Origin of the sequence: Paenirhizobium selenitireducens ATCC BAA-1503 (genome assembly GCF_000518785.1) — a bacterium.
Lineage (GTDB): Bacteria > Pseudomonadota > Alphaproteobacteria > Rhizobiales > Rhizobiaceae > Allorhizobium > Allorhizobium selenitireducens.
In genome coordinates this window covers 1-17,381 of the sequence record NZ_JAEG01000007.1, presented here as the reverse complement: position 1 = coordinate 17,381, position 17,381 = coordinate 1, and the positions used below count along the sequence as shown (strand labels likewise).

Here is a 17,381-nt window from a genome sequence, read left to right as displayed (position 1 = left end):
GCATCCGACGCGGACCGTGGAGCATCGAATCTGCGGAGCAGTGCGGCTCACAGCGTGGTCATGATTTGGCGCTGGGCGAGCCAATCCGATGGCATCGGATTGTTCGACAACCACTTGGTGGTTAGACCCATCGGCTGTTCACCGGTTACGATCGACTGTACGATCGTCGGCGCCAGGAAGGCCAGGTCGATGATCTGCATCACCCGGCGCGTGGAAAGACCTTCGGTTTTGGCGATCTCTTCGAAGCTTTGACCCTGCTTGATAGCATCGTAATATTGCTGCGCCTTGGCGACGTTGCGGATCAGAACTTCGTCGCGGGATTTGACGGGGCCGGCACCAATGATCAGTTTTGTTTCCACACCCCGCTTCCGGTATTGGAAACCTGTGGTGAAGGCCAGAGCATCCGGGTTGATCCAGTCAAGATGCACGTCAAGCATCTCAGCAATCCACTGGTCGATCAGCATCACATCGATCTTGCCCTGGGTTATCGTCGCTCGCTCGATCGATTTTAGAAGCGCAGGCAGATGGTGTTCGGTGTCGGATGCCAGTGCTTCAAGCCGACGCTGCACCTGTTCGATCTCACCCACAGACGGGGAAACAGACAGGTCGATCGGCAGCCGATCGTTGAGGTGCCGCACGACGGCATTGCCAAGCTGGCTTTCCAGCATCCGCGCCGGAAGCCGCCATCCCCGATCGATTGTCGCTTCATCCTGCTTCTTTCCGCTAATCAGACGGTTGGAGATGTAATAGCGCAGACGCGCGCCATTCTTGTTGGAATGACTCGGTGTGAAGCGGTCGCCGGTGTCGTCGATCAGTTTTCCGGCCAAGGGCGAGATCTTGGCACAATTGCTGACACCGCGTTGACGGGCCGCCGATGCCGCAAGCTGTTCCTGCACCAGATCCCACGTCGCAGAATCGATGATCGCCGGGTGGTTTCCTTCATGGGTTAGAGCGCGGTGACGAATGCGCCCTGCATAAACCGGGTTGGTCAGGATGTAATAGATATTGGTGGCCCCGAATGGCGCCGGGCCGATGACTGACGGCGAGGCGCCGTCTTCAGCATTTTGGGATACACCCGTGCCATCAGGTCGACCTCGGCCTCCCTTGGCGCTGCTTTTTCTGCCATTGCTATACTTCTTCGCCCCCAATCTCGGACGGCCTTTGGTGCGCAAGCCAAGGTCACTGGCTGCCTGCCGCACCTCATAGATCGACCCGAGTTGCAGGTAGAGGGCGAAGATGCGCCTCACCGTCTCAGCCTCGTCCTCGACGATCTTCAACGAGCGGCCATCCGGTTCGTAGCCAAGCGGCACCTGACCACCCATCCAGAGCCCCTTCCGCTTCGAGGCAGCGATCTTATCGCGGATACGTTCCGCCGTGACTTCCCGCTCGAACTGCGCAAAGGATAGCAGGACGTTCAGAGTAAGCCGTCCCATGCTGGTTGCCGTGTTGAAGGATTGGGTGACCGAGACGAAGGAGGCATTTGCCTTATCCAGACGCTCCACCAGTTTGGCGAAGTCCGCCAGCGACCTCGTCAGCCGATCGATCTTGTAAACGACGATCTGATCGACCGTCCCGGAGTCGATGTCTTTCAGCAGGCGCTTCAGCCCCGCCCGCTCCAGGGTACCACCGGAGATGCCCCCGTCATCGTAATATTCTGGCACCAGCACCCAACCCTCATGCTTCTGGCTGGCGATATAGGATGCGCAGGCCTCCCGCTGCGCATCGAGTGAGTTGAACTCCTGGCCTAATCCCTCCTCCGAAGATTTCCTGGTGTAGATGGCGCAGCGGACGATCTTCATGTTCTGGCCAGCCCAAAGAACCGAGGCCCCGACCAGACCGTGCCGGTGATCTTCTGCGCGATCGCCGACAGCGACCCATAGGCCTTGCCGTCCATCAGAAAGCCATTGTCCGTCACCTCGACCCTATATGGTCGACCGTTCCACTCGCGCAGAAGATAGGTGCCGGGCCGCAGCGTCACGGGAGATGGCACTGGCTTTGAAGCATCCTTTGGCTTTCCCGTTTCGACCTCCTTCAAAATCGACCTGAGGACATGTCGAACCGCTCTCGAATGGCCGCCATAGATCTTGACCTGCGCCTCGAAGGTCAACACGCGGCGCATGAATTCCACCGACACGTATCGCGGAGGCTCGTGACCAAATTGTTTGCGCCAGCGCTTGAGGCAGGCCTCACGGTCGAGACCCTCAAACTTGGTCATAGGAGCAGACGTGACAGGCACCGTCGCGACTATGTTCACGACGCCACCTCCTCCGGCGCAGTCACACTGGTTTGCATCGGCGTCATCAGCCGATAGACCGCCTCCCCCGTCTTCGGCGATTTGGATGCAAGGATCTGATGGCCCTGCTTGCGCAATCCCGAAAGCGCTGCCCGCACCGTATGCGGCTGCCAGCCAAGTCGCTCGACAAGGATCGTGATACGCACGCCATCGGGCTTCGAGATCATCGCGGCAAGCTGATCCTTCTTGGATTTCTTGCCGGAGCGCGCTTGATTACCGGCCTTCGCCGTGACTGGCTGGACGGGCGACTTCGGTGACGTTGCCGCGGCGGCCTCGGAAGTGGTCTGGTCTATCGATGATGTCATCATGGTCTCCACGCGGTTGGACCCGGATATCGGGTCTTGCACCGCGTGAAGCCCGACGCTCGGGCTCGGGCATCCGCCGACCAGTGGCTTGCCTCAATGCACTACTGCTTCCTTGCCAACAGAAGTCCAGTCGCAAAGCGACGGGTCAAAATTGTTCGCTAACAATGATCGCCTTGAAGGGATTCGAACCGGCGACCCGTTGATCATTTATAGCAAGGCTTTGACTGCTCACAGGAAGCGGTATCCACTGACGACAATACCTGTGCTCAAGATTGATCAATGACTTGCGGCCATGCCAAACAAATCATTTGCTTGGTATCTTTATTGTCTTCACCGCCAGCGCCTTATCGGCTGCATTTTTTTTGGCAGCTTGGCTTTGCAGCAAGAGAGCGTTGTAGCTGTCCGCGTTGCCGACCTTCCCGATGAGTTTCGGCACGATGAGCGAGTCGATGCGAACCACTGCGATATCCGCCATCTCTGCGTCGCGGCGTGCATAGCGATATTGGCCGATCTTTCCATCATAGAGACCGGCTTGAGTAAGATAAGCGAACTCCTCCTTCTGAGTTTTGAAAGAAGGTAAGGGGTATTCGGAAAGGATACTGTTGAGATAGTCCGATATCGAGTTCATGGATTTCTCATAAGCCTTTTCCGCTTCCCTCGACGCGTTACGAGACGCGCGCTCGACAAGCTCACTGCCGCCATAACTGACTTGCCAGCTTTTTTCGCAGATAGTGCAACTGATCTCTACGCTTTCATGAGAAGACGACCACGGGTTGTCCGGCGAGTGGTGCTCGCGCGCAATCTTGCCTTGGCCGCATGGGCAATCGGCGATATCGTGTGTGTAGATTTCCCATCCCATGCGGCGAATCTCCTCCATAAGGGAAGGGAAATCTAGGTCGACTTGCCAAACACAGCAAGTGAACAGAAAGAGCCTCGCCAGCGCCTCAACGGTGTGTGCCCATGGTCTTGTTGTGATCCGGCGGTAAAATATCACCTCTGGCTCGCCTGAGTTGCAAGGAGGCCAGAACTTGACATGTCCAGAGTTCGGGCTCTTTTCTGTAACGATTGTCGATTTTGCCGCGAATTTCTTGCAACTTTCACTAGCGTCAGCGTGCTGATTTAGCTATGTATTCTTGGAATAAGCGAGGAGTTTCGATGGACATTCTGACAAGTGCCGAGCGGTCCGCTCACATGTCGCGGATACGTGCACGGAATACACAGCCAGAAATGATTGTGCGTCAAGCCGCGCACGCCCTCGGACTGCGATATCGACTGCATCGCAAGGATCTCCCTGGCTCTCCAGATCTTGTTTTTCCAGGTCGCCGGCGCGCAATATTCGTTCACGGCTGCTATTGGCACCGCCATTCCGGCTGCCGCCTAGCCTATACGCCAAAATCCAATACAACATTCTGGGAGGCGAAATTCGAGCGCAACGTCGCACGTGACAAAGAAGCGCTTGCCGCTCTAGAGGCGGACGGATGGCGCACGGCCGTAATCTGGGAATGCGAAACCAGAAGGCCCGACGGAATTTCAGAGCGTCTCCGGTCGTTTCTCTGCAAAGGTGCTGCATGAACGGCGTGCGTCTTGGGAAGATCACCCGAGCGACGACCGGATCCAGGCTCCGTGTGCTCGAGCTTTGCTCCGGATGCGGTGGAATGTCGCTTGGCTTGCAGTCAGCAGGCTTAGAACTTCTTGGACATGTCGAGCAGGACGAGCCAGCTGCAGCAACTTATGCTCTAAATTTCTCTGCGCCCCCGGGGATCTCGGCCGAAAGCTGGCGCAAGGCCCGCGACATGGAAAAATGCGGGCCAGAAGAGCTCGCCGTCGAGCTCGGCATTTCGAACGTCGCCGAAGGTTTCGACGTGCTTGCGGCCGGGTTGCCTTGTCAGGCCTTCGCCAGGATCGGCCGTTCAAAGTTAAGGTCCGTGACGGGCGACGAAGATGCTTACCGCAACGATCCTCGCGCGAAGCTCTATCGGCGATTTCTCGAGTATGTCGAGGCGGTTCAGCCTATCGCCATGGTCATCGAGAATGTTCCAGATATCCTCAATTTCGGCGGACACAATATTCCTGAGGAGATCTGCGAGACGCTGGATGTCATGGGTTATACATGCAGCTATACGCTACTGAACGCCGCCTTTTACGGTGTGCCCCAGATGCGGGAGCGGCTGTTTCTGGTTGCGTACGACAAAGCGCTGGGTCTGACCCCGACCTTTCCTTCTCCCAGCCATTCTGCCGAGCTGCCTTCGGGCTACGAGGCTGCGCGCACGGTCGCCCTGAAGTATATTCCTGAAATCGGTGCGCACTTCATTCCTATTCCGGTTGCAGTTGACGGACTTCCTAGCGCCGTATCTGTCGAGGCGGCACTTGGTGACCTTCCAGCCATAAATGAGCATTGGCGGGACCCTGTGACGATGCGGCGGCGCAAGGTGCAGGACCAAATCGACTACCGCGCGAATCGTGATCTATCAGCTTATGCAGAGCTCATGCGCAAGTGGGAGCGGTTCACGACAGAGGGTTCGACTGATGGTCATGTCGTTCGCTTAACGCCACGCGACTTCCCTATCTTCCGGCGTATGGCAGCAGGAGACGATTACCCGCGTGCATTGCGGATCGCGGAGGAAATGTTCACGGCTGCGCTCGAACGAATGTCGCAGCGTCCCGATCCTGAAAGCGTAAGCTGGCTGGCGGCCAGAAAATCGTTCGTACCGCCGTACGATCCCGGCAAGTTTCCTAATAAGTGGTGGAAGCTTGACCCAAAGGCTCCGTCTCGGACGCTTACGGCACATCTCGGGAAGGACAGCTATTCCCACATTCATTGGGACAGCGACCAGCAGCGCATGATCTCGGTGCGAGAGGCCGCGCGGCTGCAGTCCTTTCCCGACGGTTTTCGGTTCGCTGGCGCCATGAATGCGGCCTTCCGGCAGATTGGTAACGCGGTCCCCCCCCTGCTGGCAAAAGCCGTAGGTGAACACCTTCGGGGCGAGATTGTCAGTGCAGCGACAAGTAGAATGAAGCTCGATCGCGCTCGCAGGAGGGCAGCCTAAGCGGCTGTCGGGGCAATCGGAGAGGTGGCGGGGGAGGATCAGCTGGAAACATTGGAAATCGCGCCGACGGCTGCGGCGCTTTTGAAATCATTGCGAGGTCTGGGGTACACGCCAGAGACGGCACTTGCAGACCTCGTGGACAACAGTATCGCCGCCGGCGCCAGAACAATTTCTCTCAGTATCGACTGGAATGACGGTGACCCTCGCATCGCCGTCCGCGATGACGGCCGGGGTATGTCTCGCGACCAGCTGATGGAGGCCATGCGCTTTGGCGGGGAAGGCCCCGAGGCCGAGAGAGCCCCCGACGATCTCGGGCGATTTGGCCTCGGGATGAAGACAGCCACTTTGTCCCAGTGCCGTCGAATGGCTGTGGTGAGTGCGCAGGGTGGTTCTCTGTCTAGCCTTAGCTGGGACATCGGCGTGGTGGCGAAGGCGAGGAAGTGGGCTGTAGTCATCGACCCCGAACTCCCGGAGTTCGAGCACGTGACGAAGCCCCACACCGGGGAACACGGCACCCTTGTCGCGCTTCAGGTGATGGATGAGATGGGCGGCCTTCATGGGCTGGACAGCGAACGCTTTTTCGCCAAGCTCGCTGACATCCGGGCGCATTTCAGCATGGTCTTCCACCGCTTCCTGTCGGGAGATGCACGCCGCATCCGTATCTTAATAAATGGCCGCGATATTCCACCGTGGGATCCAATGCTCCGGACGCACGCTGCCACGCGCAAGCTCGGGAGTTCGCCGATTGGCATCGGACAACAGGCGATCAAGGTTACATCCTATGTTCTGCCCCACCGGGACATGTTCGCTAACGAACAGGAGTTCCAGACGGCCGGTGGCCCAGGCGGATGGGCCGAACGGCAGGGCTTCTATGTCTACCGGGGCGACCGGCTTGTAGTTGCCGGAAGCTGGCTCGGCCTCGGCGAACGGCGCGAATGGACCAAAGACGAGAGCAGTCGGCTTGCGCGGATCGCGGTTGATCTTCCAACGGCGTGCGACCCAGCCTGGAGGATAGACGTGATCAAGGCGCGGGCGCGCCCGCCAGCCAGCCTGCGCTCCCGTCTGGTTAGGGTTGGTCTAGAATGCCGTGACCGAGCAAGGGAGGTATTTGCGTGGCGAGGCGGGCAGGTCCGCACGCCGACGGAGGTTCGCCAGACTTCTCCACTCTGGCAGCAGGAGCACGTCTCAGGCCGACGCCGCTATCGCGTGAATCGAGAGCACCCGATCATCCTGGCTCTCCTTGAGCAGGGAAGTGAGACGGCGCGTCTTGCGCGTTCGGCGATCAGCCTCATCGAGCGCACGGTGCCGGTGGAGCGAATCTGGCTCGACGTGTCGGAAGATGTCGAGATGCCAAGCAGCGGCGTCGATAAAGGCGCCGAACTGGTTGAAGATCTAGTCACCGCAATTCGGAAATCGAGCTCTGATCTCCCTCCCGAGGAAATTCTCGACCTCCTGCTGCGCAGCATGCGGATCGCGGATCCGGTACTTCGCGACACCATACTTGCTGCCTTGGGAGGAGATGAATGAGCTTCACTCCTGGGCAGACCATGCTCAACATGGCCCGGCAGTTGCTGACCTCAACCGACGACCGAGGAGTCGATCGGAGCGCAATCCGCGAAGTCGTCGAGACGGTGATGCCGATGGTTCAACGGCGAACCGGCTACGTATTCTCGGAACTGGAGATCGAAGACGTGGTCCGCCAGCTCGAACTTGCCTACGTCGTTCAGCAAGGCCCGGCCATCGCAATCGTCGACCGTGACGTGCCACCCGACTGGTATGTCGGCGATCTTCGGCGACCCGGATCATTTATGGGCCGCTACCTGCAGAAGCTTGCGGAAGACGGCTGGCCAGTCCGCTCCGTCGATGAACTTCGCGACAGCACCGCCCGCGTACTCGAACTCCTCGACAATCCTGCTCGGGAAGGCCCGTGGAACTGGCGCGGCCTAGTTGTTGGCGATGTCCAGTCGGGCAAGACTGCTCACTATGCCGGCGTCATCAACCGAGCGGTTGATGCTGGATATCGCGTCATCATCGTTCTGGCGGGGATGCATAATCTTTTGCGCCTGCAGACTCAGCAGCGTCTCGAATCGGACTTTCTCGGCTTCGACACTTCCCCGGAGCGTCAGGATCTCGGGCAGATGCGTGCGATCGGGGTAGGCAGCATCCCACCTCCCCTCAACGTCGGAAGTCTTACACTGGCTTCGCCGACTGGCGACTTCAGTGTCGCATTCGCCAGACAGGCGAACTTCGCGCCTCTCGACACGCCCTGCCTGTTCGTTGTCAAGAAGAATGCAACTATCCTGCGCAATCTAAACGCCTGGATTGGCAAGCTGCCCAAGGAGTTCCGTGCCGCACCACTGCTGGTGATCGACGACGAAGCTGACCAGGCATCGATCGACACGAAGGATCAGCCGGTACTGTCAGATGGTAGTTTCGATGAAGATTACGATCCGACACGTATCAACGGCGAGATCCGCAAGCTCCTGCAGTCATTCGCGCGGTCGGCTTATGTCGCTTATACCGCAACCCCATTTGCAAACATTCTCATACATGACGAACGGGGCGCTGCGAATTATGGGTCTGACCTATTCCCGTCGACATTCATCTTCTCGCTGACGCCTCCCGACGACTACTTCGGCCCGGCAGCCGTCTTTGGAACGACTTCGGAAGGTCCATCCGGAGGCCTTCCAGTAATCCGGCATGTGCCGCGCGACGAAGAAGCGTGGGTGCCCGAAACTCATGATAAGACGCTGAAGCCGCGGTTCAGAGCAAAAGATGAACTGCCGCCGTCGATGAAGGAAGCGATCCGTGCGTTCCTTATCGGTTGTGCAGTTCGCGCCGCCCGCGGCCAACTGACTGCTCACAACTCCATGCTCGTCCACGTGTCGCGCTTTGTCGATGTTCATGACAGCGTCCACGGCCAAGTGGAACGCTATCTGGATGACCTGCGTGCGCGCATCTCCGGGGGCGATGCAGCGACGCTCTCGCTGCTGAAGGCGATGTGGGACAGCGATTTCGTGCCGACTCATCGCGATATCCTCGGTACGGTGTTCGCACGTGGAATCAAAGACGTCTCGTGGAACCAAGTCCTTTCTGAGCTGGCCGACAGCAGCGATCGCGTCCAGGTCGTCGTGTCGAACGGGCGGTCGAAGACCGGTCTTGATTACGACCGTTATCGCGAAACAGGCCTGTCAGTGATCGCGATCGGCGGTGACAAGCTGTCACGCGGTCTAACCCTTGAAGGGCTGATCGTGAGCTATTTCCTGCGCGTATCCAAACAATACGACAGCCTGCTGCAGATGGGACGCTGGTTTGGCTATCGCCGCGGGTTCGCCGACGTCTGCCGGCTGTACACGACCGCAGAAATGGAAGTCTGGTTTCGGCATGTCGCGACTGCGAGCCAAGATCTCCGAGCCGAACTGGCGCGCATGCGGATCATGCTTCAGACGCCTAAGGATTATGGACTGCGGGTGGAGGCCCACAGTGTTATGGGGGTTACTGCAGGGAACAAGCGGCGCCATGCCATCGAGCGGCGGACAGGATTTGCCGGCGAAGGCAAGGTGCAGACCGTAATGCATACCGCCCGAGGTCCTCTTGAACAGAATGCAGGCGCGACTGAACAGTTTCTCGACCTTCTTGGCGCCCCCGCAGTTGATCCGCCTCGGCCCGGCGGTGCTGGACGCGCGACGGGGCTCCTCTGGGAAGGCGTTGAAGGACGGCATGTCGCAGACTTTCTCGGAGGACTCAGCTATCCACCTGAAAACGTCGAAATCGAAGCAGCTGCGCTTGCCGCCTATATTCGAGATCAGATCGCGCACGGTGAACTTACATCCTGGACAGTCTTTCTTGCAACCGGCGACGGCCATAAGGTCGACATCGGAACTCGCCAGATCCAGAGCGTCATTCGGCGCCCTCTCGCCAAGCAGCGTGAGGCCGGCCGCTACGTCGTGAAATCGATTCTGAATCCACCAGACGAGGCGATTGACCTCACAGACATCGAATATGCTGACGCGATGCGCCGTACAGCGGAAGCGCGAACCCTTGCAGGCGAACCGCCACCCGATAGACCATCAGGAGTCGACATCCGATCCGTGCGGGGTCGAAGGCCTCATAGCGGTCTGCTGATCCTATACCCTCTTGACCCAAAGACCGACGGACTTCTCGACTGGTCGGGCGCCGTCATCGGTACTGTTATAAGCTTTCCAGACAGCATCACCGCCAACCGCCGCATCTTCCTTGAGAACACGGTTCTTCAGAGGGAGCGCGCAAGAAGATGACAAGCAGCTCCCAGCTTGATGATCTCTGGATGCGGCTCTCCTCCATGGCCGGCGGCCAGCGCCAGTTCCGAAGCATGCGTGCTCCTGATGCAGGCGCACTTGATGTTCATGTCGCAATCCGCACCACAGACGGCGCAAGATGCCTGCTTTTCGATCTTCCAGATCCGGAACGAACCGATGCGGGCTTCGAGGCCGGCGGCCTGCGGCTGACTCGTGTGACTCTGGAGAATGGACTGGGGATTGCCCTTTTGCTCGAAGATGCCACACGCAGCGACCTCTTTACGACCATCTGCTCGGATGTGATTGGCTTTGCCAATGCCGCAGATCCTATCCACGCACTGCGCCTTGTGATGGAGCGCCTCGAAGCATGGCGTCAGTTTCTGCGGTCCGTTTCAGGAGGCTTGAAGCGCGAAGATGCTATCGGGCTCATCGGCGAGCTGATTGTCCTGGAGGCCCTTCTTGCTCGCGACCCGGGCCTACTTCGAACCTGGCGCGCACCTGAGAATGGTTTGCATGATTTCGAAAATGCTGGCCACGCCATCGAAGTAAAGACAACGCTTGGTCCTGGCTGGCGCGTAACTGTCTCAACTCTTGATCAGCTCGATGTCACGGGGCTTGAACAGCTCGACCTACTTCTGGTGCGCCTCTTCGAAACAGCAGCCGGCGAAACGCTCGGCCGGCTGATCGAACGTGTAGCAAGCCTTCTTACCGAGGAAACGGACAAGCGTGCATTGTCCAATGCACTTCTGCAGCGAGGGCTGGCACCAGACGACACCCACGCTCGTGGCAGTCTGTGCGTTGCTGTACAGCAAATGACCGCCTATCCAGTCGTCGCTGACTTCCCCCGGCTTCGGCGCCACGACCTTCCCAAAGCCATCATCGATGCTCGTTACGTGCTGGATCTTGCACAGCTTCACGAGATCGCTCGGCCGGCCGGACCAACAATTGAGAGTTTCGGAGGCAGAGCCTGATGAGCGAACCGCGTGATATTTTTGCTCAAGAACTCGCGGCGGACGTCGAGGAGGCCGTGGCCAGTCCCGATGCCGCCACAGTACATTCGAGCGTCATGTTCACACACGTCGTTCTGGAACGTCTCGAAGAGGCCGGGCGAATCGAGGGCGCCTTTGACCTGTTCCAGGAGGGTTTTGCTGGCCGCGCCATGTACCGCATCGACGGCTACAGCATTGATGAGGAGCGAGGTTCGCTGGAACTCTTCACAACCATACATACGGGTGAACTTCCACCGCGAAAACTGACGGCTGCGGAAGTAAGAACCGCCTATGAGCGCGCTTTGCGTTTTGCCAAGGCGTCGGTGGAAGGCCTTGCTGACAAGCTCGAGCCTTCGAACACTGACGCGAGTGATCTCGCTCGACGGATCGAACGAGAAGCGGATCGGATTACGACCATCCGACTGACGCTGCTGACCGACGCGATGACCCCGACCGCGCTTCCGTCGGACGACAGCTGGTCGGACCGGCTGATCGAACACGATGCGTTTGACATCGAACGGCTCTACCGGGTTCTGGGCGAAGGCGAGACCCGTTCCGACATTAGCGTCGACCTGAGGCAGATGACAGGAAGCTCACTGCCATGCCTTCATCTTAAGCCGGCCAGCGGCGGGTACCAAGCCTACCTTGCTGTCGTGCCGGGCGATCTTCTGTCGCGCATCTATCAGCGTTACGGTGTAAGGCTACTTGAGCTTAACGTCCGCGCCTTTCTAGGCATCCAGGGCCGCAAGAGCGTCAACGCGGAGCTGCGTCGCACGATCGCCGAGCAGCCGTCGATGTTTCTGGCCTTCAACAACGGCATCGTTGCTACCGTTGACGACATCGTCCTCGAGAAGGATGCGCTTGGAAGGGACATGATTTCGGCGCTTCGGGGACTTCAGATTGTCAACGGCGGTCAGACCACGGCTTCCCTGCACCGTGCGCGCTTCAAGGAAAGCATCAAACTGGATGCGGTCGAGGTACCAATCAAAATAATCCACGTGACTGACGGCGATCTGGCAACGATGGTGAGTTCAGTGTCGCGTGCCGCCAATCGACAGAATACGGTCCAGCAGGCCGATTTCTCGGCGAATGATCCCTTTCATCAGGCGGTTGAGGAGCTGGCCAACAACAGCTGGCTCGACAGCGGTAAGGGCAGATGGTTCTATGAACGCGCCCGCGGCTCCTACCTCGCCGCCGAGCAGAAGGCGTCATACCGCGCGTCCGACACGCAGAGCTTCAGGCTGCAGACACCGAAAACTCGTCGCCTGAGCAAGCTGGACCTCGCCCGATATCTCAATAGCTGGAGCGGCCTGCCTTATCGGGTGTGCCTTGGCGGTCAGAAGAATTTTCAGCATTTCATGCAGAGAATGAAGGAGACGCCGCCGCCGCCGCCAGACGAAAAGTGGTTCAGAAAGCTCGTCTCGATCGGCCTCGTCTTTCGAGCCACGGAGCGGATAGTTCGACAGATGGGATTTCCCGCCTTCCGAGCTCAGATTGCGGCATATCTGGTTGCTGCACTTGCGCAGCGAACCGGTGGCCGCATCGATTTTGAGATGATCTGGAAGAGGCAGGTGATTTCCAGTGAACTCGAGTTATTGCTACGAGCTTGGGCGCCGGAAATTGACCGCCTGCTTCGAACGACAGCAGGCCAGAGAAACCCCGGAGAGTGGTTCAAGAAGGAGGACTGCTGGAAGGAATTACGTCTCCACCTCCCTCCTCTTTCCGATCCGCTTCCTCCCGAAATTGCCGGCGCCGGCACGCCGTCGTCAACTGGCGAAACAGCAGACTCCGTGCCATCCCAGCTCTCCGTGGACGACTTTAACCGGATCGCCCGGTGCATGGAGATAAACAGCAGTGAATGGCTGAGGGCTGCTGAGATCGGACAGAGCAGGCGTCTTCTTCATCGGACTCTAGTTGGGATCTGTCGAACGCTGGCCGGTTATGCTGCAACCGAATGGGAGCGCCGACCTTCGCCTAGCCAAGCCCGTTACGGGCTTGAGGCGCTCGCAACTATGCGATCATCCGGGGCCCTCGACAACAGCGAGGAACGCCTCTTACCCGCGGATGATCCGGCATGAGCAAGACTCCTCGAAAGATGCGGCGCCGCAATGGCTTGGCACCACAACGGCAACTGAGGGCCCGTGCCAATCGTGGGACGCTGCCTGAAAAGCTTCCGCTGGTGCATGTGACCGCAACGGGGTTCGCGCGCGAGATCGTTGAAAGCGGGAATTTCGAGGTACGTCACTGTAAAGTATTCAACAAGGATCTCGCCTACTTTTTTGTCCTCAGACCCGCGTATCGCCGAAAGGACGGTGATGCAAAGTCCGATCTCATTAACCGATTTCCGTTTGTGTTCATTATTTCTCCCGATGCCGTGGTGCCCTACCACGTCTACCCGTTCGACACCGGCGGAGCAGAAGCAGGCGTATTTGCCGATCAAGCCGACGAATTCGTCTGCTTGGAAGATTACGAGCTGGAACCGACGCACACCGCGGCGGCTGGCCAGATCGGCTGGGCATTCGGCTCACTCGAGGCCTATTACGAAGGCGACCTTCGAAATGGACTCGTCGCCGGGATCCCAGCCCATGAAACGGTGACTCTCGGTTATCATGCTATCGCCGGTATGGCCCGCGCCGGGAGCAATCAACCAGACAAGCGCGCTTCTGCAATCGAAATTGCGACGGCACGCAACGTCCCACTAAAGGGCAACGTTCTCCTGGCTGTGATCCCCAGGCAGTATCTGGACGATGACGGACAGGAAAACACAGCCTTCATCAAACAGCTGCAGGATCGCGGTATAGAATGGCGCACATATGAGTGGCAGCCCAACACGGCACCCAATGAACTTCAGGAAGAGATCGCTGTGATCGTGCGAAACTATTTCCGAAATTCAAGGCTGCTGCCATGACAAACGATGTCGTCGAAGACCTGCTTCTCGCCGGATTCGTACCATTGCGGTCACAGGGCCTGGCGCTGCCCTGCTATGCGTCAAGCCCCAACTCTAACGCCTGGTATTGTGCGGTCTGCTCCACCGACGGCGACCATTCCGGCAGGATAACCTCCTTCGAACCTTTCGAGGCGGACGGCATCATTCGTCTTGAGGCAGGATCATCTCGTTCGGTGTCAGTGGGTGATCTATGGCACGATGTGCTCCTCTGGAAGGATCAGCTGTATGTCGGCACAGCCGCAATCATAGTCGCGCAACTAGGGGACCTTACTGCAGAGCTTGCTGCCGGGGCGCCGCTCACCCTCCTTGACTTAGCAATGGCAACGGACGAGTTGGACACAGCCGCGCTTGCGAAGAACGCTTATGTCCACGTTCAATCGCAGTGGGGTACCGATCAGGCCGACCACTGGCAATCCGACATTTTCATGCGCCACCAGCTGATGATCGAGGCGCGAAGGTTGGCGGGAGCGGCCGGTGTTTCGGATGCGGCCGCCGCGATCCGGGAGTTGGAGGTTATCCGCCAAGAAGACTCGCTGGTATTCAAAATGCCCGGCCGACTGAGCGAAATCTTCCGTAAACATGACATTCTCCAGGATTTTTTCGAAAGCGCATTAAAGCTGTCAGATCGAACCGGATTTGCGCTTAGGCCGATCAGTGCCCAGCCTCATGGTGTGCGCTCGCTTGAAACCGAAGCACTGCTAACGCCCGCCAATGGGTCAAAACACCATATCAATCCTCGCTTTGAAGTAAGCTCAGCGCATGTGCTTGTTATCGCCTCCGGTAGTCGTGCCCGACAACTGTTGCGGTATATTCGAACACCTGACTGGTATCCGGACTGGGATGATGAAACGCGTCCTGGCGAATCTGTAGCACCGGCCTCACCTTTGTCACCGAACGAGCTGGTACAGCGATCAAAGATTGACGTCATAGACGACAGCATGGGGCTGCCAGAACTGGATCCTTATGACGTTGTCATATGGCTTGCAGATGAGGAGGCTTTCGCTGGCGAGCGCAGCAGCATGGTTATTGCCCAGGTCGAACGAAACCCTCCGCGAGGCAACGCACCGCTTTGCATCTTAGCGCCGACGCTGCCTGCCCAGATGCCGGCCGCGCTCCTCGCGGACACCTCGCGCTTCGCCGACTTGTCGCTGTTCAATACCATACTAGATACCTCGACGGTCCGCTCACCGTTCTGGGCGGGCAATCCGAGACGTTCCATCGACCGCCGTATCGCTGATCTCGTTTCGGCTGTTGCGCAGTTGCTCGATGCGGAGTCGCCGCTCTATGCTTGGCTTACAACAGAGCGTCCTCGCTACGAACCGCTTCTGCTGTCCGTCGCCTCTGGCATTCGTGCCGACCGAAGTCAGGCCGCGCTGGCGTCAGAGGTCTCGTCAGCCGGCCTAAGCGTTGAGTATTCGAAAGAACGTGAATTGGAGCGATTTTTCTGGGGTGAAAATCCGATGGGTCGCGAGCGAACCCAGCGCCTTCATGGCCTAGCGACAGTCCGTCGTCACGACCCTGATTTCCGCAACTTTGTAGAAGCGGCGGTCCAGCGTGGGGCCGTCGGCAACCGCCTTACACCGGATTATCGCATCGTAGGCGAAGTGCCCATCTCTATCGCCGAGGGACTGCGATATCCGCACTTAAGCGCAGCATTCCGACCAGAAAGCGTGCGGAGCGATACCATTTGCGTTGTTACCGCAGAAGCTCCCAGTCCACAGGCGCTACGCGCTGCGGCTCGCACGGGATGGAGTATTATGCGCTTTTCAGACGAAGAAGGTCTCCGGTCCATTGGAACAAGCAGACGGAAGCGCGTGCTTCCGCTTCCTTCGGATATCTTGATGCCAGAGCTAAACAGATTGGGACGCAATCGAGGCCTTGCAGTTCGAGGAGTAGATCCACGGGATGTCATCCGGATGCCGGCGGCGGCTTACGACGATTGGTCAGAACGGTTCAGGGGTTCGGAGCTGGTCACAGCTGTTCGTTGGTACCGGAGCGGCATCAACCGCTTTAATGAATTGGACACGTCGCCCGGCGTTGCAGCTATCCCGGCCTCGCTGTTTCTTCAAGCGGAAAGGCAAGGCGATGAGGCCGCACACTTTCTGCGGGACGCAGATCAAGTAGATACGCCAACCACAGGAGCTCTAGCAAAACGGACAGCCGATCTGAGGGCATCATGGAGCGAACCTGCCGATGGTGCATGGCGGATAATGCTGGAAGATGGAAAGCTCCCTGTCCGAGTAGGCCCGGTGGCACGCGAGGAAGTCGCCGCTCAGAAATTTTTCACTATCGATGGCGATGTAAGCGCCGCACTGTTGTTCTCATCGCGCCTTTTCTATGTATGGGCGCGGGCAACACTTACGCGTTCGCCCAGTTGGTCGTCACGCTTTTCGATCACACGCACTTTCGAGACTTTCCCACTGCCGGAACAGTTTCTAGTGTCGAGCGATGGCGATGGCGGTCGCTCCAGTCTTAGAGCCCCCCCCAACTCACGGGAATTTAAGTCCCTGCTAGAAAGATTTGACGAGTACCAGCCTGGATTTGGTAGCAGCACGGATCGCAAGGATGTCGCTAGCGACTACGTGCGAGACACCGAAGAGGTCTTATTGAGGATGATTGGCCTGACTTCTGAGGCGACAGATCTCGATTTGCTTGAGCGCCTCATTGAAATGAATAGGACCTCTGGTACGTAATATCGCAGACGTAGACGTTGCCACGCTGTAGCCAGCTGATTTTCTCCGACTCGCGTTGGCGACTGACGGTTTCTAATACCATTTTTAATCAAAGTATCCCCCACTGTTGGTTTCCACGCAGAACTGAGCCGGTTAGGCGCATAATTTCCATTGAGAATTGAGCCATGTGAACCTTCCCCCAACGCGGTGAGCGACGGGGGCAACGGAGTGATCCACATGGGACTTTTAAACATCATCCGTCGGATGGCACTGCGAGAGAAGCAGTCGATCCGCGAGATCAGCCGGCGCACTGGGCTGTCACGCAACACGATCGCGAAGTATTTGAGCGCTGGTACGATCGAGCCGACGTTCACGGTACCGGAACGACCGAGCAAGCTTGATCCTTTTGCCGACAAACTTGCTGGCTGGCTGAAGACCGAGGCCGGGAGGTCACGCAAGCAGCGCCGAACGCTGAAGCAGCTTCACGCCGATCCGGTGGCGCTCGGCTTTACAGGCTCCTATGGTCGCATTGACCTTGCCCCCAAGTTTTATCCAGTTTTGAGTTCGCTCCGGCGGTTTTGTGTTGCTGTATTAGGGGCGGTAGCGGCGGGTTGCGGTGCGGCGCCGTTCCGGCTGCGCAGTACCGCATCACGTCGCGGGTTGATGGTCTGAGCAAACTCGGCTGGTGTGAGCCAGCCGAGGCCGGAGTGTGGTCGATGATCGTTGTAGTCGTTGCACCAGGTTGAGAGCGTTGATCGGGCCTGGTTCAAGGACGAGAAGAGCGTCTCGTTCAGGAGCTCATCCCGCAGTCTGCCATTGAAGCTTTCGATGAAGGCGTTCTGGATCGGCTT

General features: G+C 58.3%; 13 protein-coding genes and 1 pseudogene. 9 read left to right on the top strand and 5 right to left on the bottom strand.

From position 1 onward, the window contains the following. Positions 1 to 47: 47 nt before the first annotated feature. The 4 genes from L867_RS0109785 to L867_RS0109770 all read right to left on the bottom strand — a co-directional run bounded on the left by L867_RS0109785 (position 48) and on the right by L867_RS0109770 (position 3,457). The gene (locus tag L867_RS0109785; RefSeq protein WP_028736713.1) at positions 48 to 1,799 is read right to left on the bottom strand and encodes a recombinase family protein; all 1,752 of its coding nucleotides are present in this window, start codon (positions 1,797 to 1,799) and stop codon (positions 48 to 50) included. Further along, a complete protein-coding gene (locus tag L867_RS0109780) occupies positions 1,796 to 2,254 on the bottom strand; it encodes a DUF2924 domain-containing protein (protein WP_232363916.1) in 459 nt (152 codons plus the stop codon). The genes L867_RS0109785 and L867_RS0109780 overlap by 4 nt, the downstream gene beginning before the upstream one ends. Continuing rightward, entirely contained in the window at positions 2,251 to 2,601 is a 351-nt protein-coding gene (locus tag L867_RS24965) for a DUF3489 domain-containing protein (RefSeq protein WP_084638511.1), read from the bottom strand. Before L867_RS24965 ends, L867_RS0109780 begins: the two co-directional genes overlap by 4 nt. A gap of 301 nt (positions 2,602 to 2,902) precedes the next feature. Continuing rightward, positions 2,903 to 3,457, bottom strand: coding sequence for a hypothetical protein (locus tag L867_RS0109770; RefSeq protein ID WP_028736711.1), 555 nt, complete (start codon positions 3,455 to 3,457; stop codon positions 2,903 to 2,905). 266 nt (positions 3,458 to 3,723) lie between these two features. Between L867_RS0109770 and L867_RS26800 the strand changes: the two genes are divergently transcribed. From L867_RS26800 to L867_RS24955, 9 genes and pseudogenes are all read left to right on the top strand, one after another. Then, complete coding sequence (locus L867_RS26800) at positions 3,724 to 4,170, top strand: very short patch repair endonuclease (protein WP_332308395.1); 447 nt, start codon at positions 3,724 to 3,726, stop codon at positions 4,168 to 4,170. After that, positions 4,167 to 5,645, top strand: a complete 1,479-nt coding sequence (locus L867_RS24960) for a DNA cytosine methyltransferase (RefSeq protein WP_051438939.1) — start codon at positions 4,167 to 4,169, stop codon at positions 5,643 to 5,645. The genes L867_RS26800 and L867_RS24960 overlap by 4 nt, the downstream gene beginning before the upstream one ends. Before the next feature lie 51 nt (positions 5,646 to 5,696). Continuing rightward, the gene (locus L867_RS0109755; RefSeq protein ID WP_232363914.1) at positions 5,697 to 7,172 is read left to right on the top strand and encodes an ATP-binding protein; all 1,476 of its coding nucleotides are present in this window, start codon (positions 5,697 to 5,699) and stop codon (positions 7,170 to 7,172) included. Further along, positions 7,169 to 9,922: a Z1 domain-containing protein gene (locus L867_RS0109750; RefSeq protein WP_028736709.1), complete on the top strand. Its 2,754-nt coding sequence runs from the start codon at positions 7,169 to 7,171 to the stop codon at positions 9,920 to 9,922. The genes L867_RS0109755 and L867_RS0109750 overlap by 4 nt, the downstream gene beginning before the upstream one ends. Beyond that, positions 9,919 to 10,893 carry a PD-(D/E)XK motif protein gene (locus tag L867_RS0109745; RefSeq protein ID WP_028736708.1) on the top strand — a complete coding sequence of 325 codons (975 nt, stop codon included), beginning with the start codon at positions 9,919 to 9,921 and terminating at the stop codon, positions 10,891 to 10,893. The genes L867_RS0109750 and L867_RS0109745 overlap by 4 nt, the downstream gene beginning before the upstream one ends. Next, positions 10,893 to 12,989, top strand: a complete 2,097-nt coding sequence (locus tag L867_RS0109740) for an AIPR family protein (protein WP_028736707.1) — start codon at positions 10,893 to 10,895, stop codon at positions 12,987 to 12,989. Before L867_RS0109745 ends, L867_RS0109740 begins: the two co-directional genes overlap by 1 nt. After that, complete coding sequence (locus tag L867_RS0109735) at positions 12,986 to 13,819, top strand: hypothetical protein (RefSeq protein ID WP_028736706.1); 834 nt, start codon at positions 12,986 to 12,988, stop codon at positions 13,817 to 13,819. Before L867_RS0109740 ends, L867_RS0109735 begins: the two co-directional genes overlap by 4 nt. Then, positions 13,816 to 16,551 carry a hypothetical protein gene (locus L867_RS0109730; RefSeq protein WP_028736705.1) on the top strand — a complete coding sequence of 912 codons (2,736 nt, stop codon included), beginning with the start codon at positions 13,816 to 13,818 and terminating at the stop codon, positions 16,549 to 16,551. Before L867_RS0109735 ends, L867_RS0109730 begins: the two co-directional genes overlap by 4 nt. 216 nt (positions 16,552 to 16,767) lie before the next feature. Continuing rightward, positions 16,768 to 17,061: pseudogene (locus L867_RS24955) on the top strand (IS21 family transposase); the annotation flags it as partial. Between the two features lie 17 nt (positions 17,062 to 17,078). On the opposite strand, the gene L867_RS26795 reads toward L867_RS24955, so the two are convergent. Then, positions 17,079 to 17,381, bottom strand: a 303-nt coding sequence (locus tag L867_RS26795; RefSeq protein WP_156951558.1) for an integrase core domain-containing protein, incomplete at its 5' end; no start/stop codon positions are given.

What these genes read in the sequence shown, in the direction of transcription:
- L867_RS0109785 (WP_028736713.1), bottom strand. Translation starts at nt 1,799, where the DNA reads ATGAAGATCGTCCGCTGCGCCATCTACACCAGGAAATCTTCGGAGGAG.
- L867_RS24965 (WP_084638511.1), bottom strand. Translation starts at nt 2,601, where the DNA reads ATGATGACATCATCGATAGACCAGACCACTTCCGAGGCCGCCGCGGCA.
- L867_RS0109770 (WP_028736711.1), bottom strand. Translation starts at nt 3,457, where the DNA reads ATGGGATGGGAAATCTACACACACGATATCGCCGATTGCCCATGCGGC.
- L867_RS26800 (WP_332308395.1), top strand. Translation starts at nt 3,724, where the DNA reads ATGTATTCTTGGAATAAGCGAGGAGTTTCGATGGACATTCTGACAAGT.
- L867_RS24960 (WP_051438939.1), top strand. Translation starts at nt 4,167, where the DNA reads ATGAACGGCGTGCGTCTTGGGAAGATCACCCGAGCGACGACCGGATCC.
- L867_RS0109750 (WP_028736709.1), top strand. Translation starts at nt 7,169, where the DNA reads ATGAGCTTCACTCCTGGGCAGACCATGCTCAACATGGCCCGGCAGTTG.
- L867_RS0109745 (WP_028736708.1), top strand. Translation starts at nt 9,919, where the DNA reads ATGACAAGCAGCTCCCAGCTTGATGATCTCTGGATGCGGCTCTCCTCC.
- L867_RS0109740 (WP_028736707.1), top strand. Translation starts at nt 10,893, where the DNA reads ATGAGCGAACCGCGTGATATTTTTGCTCAAGAACTCGCGGCGGACGTC.
- L867_RS0109735 (WP_028736706.1), top strand. Translation starts at nt 12,986, where the DNA reads ATGAGCAAGACTCCTCGAAAGATGCGGCGCCGCAATGGCTTGGCACCA.
- L867_RS0109730 (WP_028736705.1), top strand. Translation starts at nt 13,816, where the DNA reads ATGACAAACGATGTCGTCGAAGACCTGCTTCTCGCCGGATTCGTACCA.